The sequence below is a fragment of the Gracilimonas tropica DSM 19535 genome, from assembly GCF_000375425.1.
Lineage (GTDB): Bacteria > Bacteroidota > Rhodothermia > Balneolales > Balneolaceae > Gracilimonas > Gracilimonas tropica.
The window spans coordinates 1-4,748 of the sequence record NZ_AQXG01000030.1; the positions used below are offsets into that span (position 1 = coordinate 1).

At 51.8% G+C, this 4,748-nt stretch carries 1 protein-coding gene; it reads right to left on the reverse strand.

The window, feature by feature from the left end; all coding sequences use genetic code 11:
• Positions 1-4,748, reverse strand: a 4,748-nt coding sequence (locus B151_RS0117270; RefSeq protein ID WP_020404891.1) for a hypothetical protein, incomplete at both ends; no start/stop codon positions are given.

Consider the following 4,748-nt stretch of genomic DNA (forward strand, 5'->3'; position numbering starts at 1 on the left):
ATCGACTGATTGCCAATGACCACACGGTACTTACCCTGGTTAAACTCGTCCTGCACTTCTTTCTTAAGCGCTTCCTTGTCATCCTTGCTACTCACAAAATAGTCTTTGCCGTCTTTTCCGGTGCCAATGATCGCCCCGTTGATGATGGCGATTTCGCCCTCCGGGATGCCAGCTTTGACCAGCTCGGATTTGATGAGCTGATGGAAGCTCCCACCACCGGAGTTGTGCAAGCTGATCCAGTCGCAGAAAATAATCTGGTTTCGAATGGCGGGCACTTCAGGGTTAGATCGGCTTGCTTTAATCTGCTCCCATTCTTTATTAAGCTTTTCGGCGCGATGTGTAGCCTCTTTTTCGCTGCCAAAGATGCCTTCGCTCCACGTATGTTCAGGTTTTTTGGGCTCCAGAATATGCAGGGGCTCATACACTTCTTTCTTTTCATCCCAGACCACCCAGTAGCCTCTCTTTTCTTTTACAACGCCCTTGCTTGTAATCACTTCAATATGGGAGGGGTTCTGGCGCAGATGCGGAGGAGTGAGAGGCACTTGCCCTCTGCCTGGCCGGTTAAAGTAGTCGCCATACACGTCTTCGGCCACCAATTCGGGGGAAGGATTGGAACGGGCCATGTAGGAAGCGGCCACGTTTTCGACCATCGCTCCAAGCTTGAGGTAGGACCGGTCAATACCTTCAAAATCCTTGTCGTAAACCCGCAGATCGGTCGCAATTTTGCTGCCATCGCCAGTGATTACGAGGAAGTTGTCGCGGGTTTCGCACTGCCGGTCTTTCATGCAGGCAATGACCTCATTGGCCCGGAGAATAATGTCATCAAACAGCAGCTTGTGTAGTTCGCTCGGCTCAATAATCATGTTGCGAGTGCTGGCCTTGGGGCGCTTGAATTTGGGTTCGAGCACCTTGGGCTTTCCGTCTTTACCTTTAACCGTGTTTCCGGACTCGTCCTGAATATAGTCTGGGAATTCCTTGTAGAAACCGATGAGCTGATCGTAGCTCTTGATGTCCATTACCTCGTCAATGATCTTGCGCATTTCCGGCAGGTTGTAGTACCCGGCCACCACGCGCTCGGAGCGGTATTCTCCGTTGGTCTTTTTGACGATCTTTTCTTCTTCCCGGACAAACAGGTTGATGAAGTTGTCGAGGTTTTCAATTTCGTATTTGGCCAGCAGATCCGGGGCGCACAGGTTGAGCATGTGCCATACCTCCACCGGAGAGTTGACTACCGGAGTCGCGGTAAGCACAAACACGTTTTTATGGCCCACTTTGCTGAACAGCCACCGCGTTTTTTGCAGGGCGTCTTCGGCTCGCTGGGAAGGCTTGTTGGCCGAAATTCCCAACTTGGCGGCTTTGGCCGAGCCAAGGGCGTTTTTGTAGAAATGCGCCTCGTCAAAGAACAGGCAGTCCACGCCCAGCTCGTCAAAGAAAATATCGGTTTCCAGACGCTTGGCGTGGGCCACATTGCGGAGCTTGGTTTCCCATTCTTCCATCTGCTTCTCCATGCGTTTCATCATGGAGGTTTTGGCCGCTTTCGAGATGGCCTCGTCTTCCTCAAGCAGATCCTCGAAGTTCTCCAGCATTTGGTTGAAGTAGTCGATACGCTCGGAGTAAATGCGAGCCTGCTCAGCTGGGGATAGCGGAAGCGATTTAAACGCGTGGTCGGCGATAAAGATGGCGTCCCAGTTGTAAAGCTGGGCCATTGTAAGCTCTTTGTGCTTGTCGTCACCCACCATTTTCATGTTGAGGACCTTGGCGTCGGGAAAGAGCATCAGGTATTCTTCTACCCATTTTTCCTGCACTTTGCCGGGCACGACAAACATCGGTTTTCGGGCGGCTCCCTGCTGGATGAGCACTTGAGAGGTAATAATGGAGGCTAGCGTTTTACCTGCTCCCACATCGTGGCAGTTGGCACCCTTGCCGTTCCAGACCAACTTTTCGGCAATAGCGCGGTTATGCTTGTACACGGTGAAGTCTTTCACCCCGTAGAAGGTGTCGCTCATGCCCCGAACCCGAAGCGTGCGCCCGTCAAAGGGCGGATTAATCACCGCGTTGTAAGTCTGGTTGTAAGCCGTTTCGATCAAACCCCGGACTTCGGAAGAGGCTTTGGTGCGCACCCAGTTGTTGAACTTTTTGGGCACGTGCGTGAGCATCCGGTTGTTGTTTTGGCGCTGTATTTTTCGCGCCCGTTCGATGAGCATCTGGCCGCGTTCGCCCTTCATGGACTGCGCTTCCTTCAGCGTCATCGAAGGCATCAGGGTATCGTCCTCATCATAGAATTTAAGCGGAAACGTGCTGTCCTGAATGTAAGAGGTAATGATCTTGGTGAACGGCGTCTCGCCCCAACCCAGGTTGATGTCGTCCGGGGTTTCATCGCCGGTAGAAATGTACCGTCCCCATTTTCGCAGCTTCATGTAGAACCGGTTGCCCAGATCGGCTTTGTCTTTGACTAGGCCGATTTCCACCTTGTCGTAGTTCATTTCACCAGCAATCCATTCTTCAATGGCTTTGGCAGGCAGGTAGGTGAACACGTGCTGCGGGTCCACGGTGATATTGTACACGTCGATCCATTCGGGCACGACTTCCCCGAGTGCCTTGATGTTCTTTTCCAGCTCGTGCTCTTGGGCGAGTTGAAGTTTTTCGCGCACATTACCAGAGAGGTACTGGTAGCGAAATTCGTGGTTTCCGGTTGCCGGATTCCAGTAAAAGTCAGGGTGATCTTCCAGTGCTTTTTCTAAGTCTTCTTTGCTGGCCGTTCCTCCTTTGTACACCGACTGGTAGAAGTCAATATCCAGGGTCTCACCAATACTACGCCCAAACATCGCCAGCTCGGCCAGATCGTCGGAGTCTTTGACGGCGGGCACGTAGTTGCGGTTGAACATTGAATCGGCATCGATGATGTCCGCGTAAACCAGTTCCCCGTTAAGCGGATCTCGCTTCACGAGCGTCGTGAGCTTATAGAGCCGGTTGTCGAACTTAAACACCTTGCGGATGTCTTCGTCTTCATCGGGAATACCATACTGCTCGATGTGGCCTGATAAAAGCTGTTTGAACTCGGCTCGCAGAGCGTCTTTTTCGCCCGTTTCCTGCGCCAGCGCGGTTATATAATCATCGTATTTGTCGAGCAGCAGGCAAGCCGAGCCGATGCGAGAATCCAGCCCGGAGCCACCTTTAAGCGTAAGCCGCTTGAAAAACCGTCGCTGTTTCTCGTAAAAATGATTCTCGTGGAAGATGATATTTCCCGGATGGTACGACCTTGGCAGGTCGAGCATAATGCCATCATCGGGAATATTGTATAACGGCATCTCGACCGGAAGCGTGTAAGGAAAAGACAGTCCGTCAGATAACACCCGTTGAATGAGGCCTTCAGTGAGGTCGCCTTTCACGCCCATGCGGGAATAAAACTGTACGTGGTGCCCCTGAATATGTTCGCCTAACAAATGACTTGGGTGCTCTTTGAAGTAGGGATTGTAATAGGCCGTGTAGGTTTCCCCGTTGTAATTCACCGTGCTTTCGATCAGCTCCTCTTGTGCAAACAATCGGTTAAGTGTGGAGTCCACGTCCGGATGGATTTCGCCCTGGTGCTCTCCATATTTCTGGAAGAAAAGAATATCGGTAGTTACCGTGGTATCGGCGTTGTCTTTAAACGCCGTAGAAGGTAGCCGATACGCTCCAACAAAATGGGCGCGTTGTACCATTGCCTGCCGAATGGACGGGTCTTTTTTGTCCATCGTACCGGTTGAGCTGATCACAGCCAAAAATCCTCCGGGCTTTAAAGCGTCCAGGGATTTCAGGATAAAATAATCGTGAATGCGGGGGCTAAGCGGAGCCAGCGGGTCGCGGGAGGCATGAATCTTCAGGTCGCCAAACGGCACGTTCCCAACCACGCCGGTGAGGTTGTACAGAGATAAATCGGTGTCTGCAAAGTTTTCGTGGCGCACGGTCTGCATCGGGTACAAAAGACTTGCTATGCGTGAACTGATGGCCGAGCGTTCAATCATAACCATGCGAAATTTTTCGCGGTCGGGAAGGAAACCCGCAAAGTTACCCACGCCGGAACCGGGCTCTAAAATATTACCACCCGTGACGCCCATGTTTTGAAGCTTATCCCAGATGAGTTTGACCACAGGGTACGAGGTATAGTGCTCATTAAGGAGTCCCCGTTTGGACTGTTCGGTGGATTCGGTGTAACCGAGTCCGCCGGCACCGGTGTAAGAGCGGAGCAGGTCGATATCGGATTTGGTAATCGCACGGTCTTCCTTTTGAAGTACCCCGATGGCCGCTTCGTTGGCCTTGTGACGCTCGGAAGCCGTCAGTTTGATGGGAGCAAATTCCGAAAGCTTGGTGTCACTAAACTTAAACGTTGATTGGTCCGATTTCTTTTTGGGCTGTACGGCGGGCTTCGATTCTTTGGTAGAGGCTTGTTTAAATACCCCATCAAAATCGACGCCAATGATGTACCCGTGTGCCCTGAAAAGCTCCAGAGCTTCTTCTTTATGCGACACCGGAAACTTGTCCAGCTGAAACGCCAGTGCCAGTTTGCCTATGGTGTGCTCAAAATCCGCCTGAAGTTGCTGAAGTTCTCCATTAGGATTAGACCGAATGGTAAGCTGGGTTTCAAGTGCATCCAGATCAGCTAAATATGGGTCCAGTTGTTCCGCTGATTCCGTGTCGCCTTGGTCAGCTTTCCACGCGAGTTGGGTCAATTCTTCCAGCAGCGCTCCGTTGAGCTGGCCCACTTTATA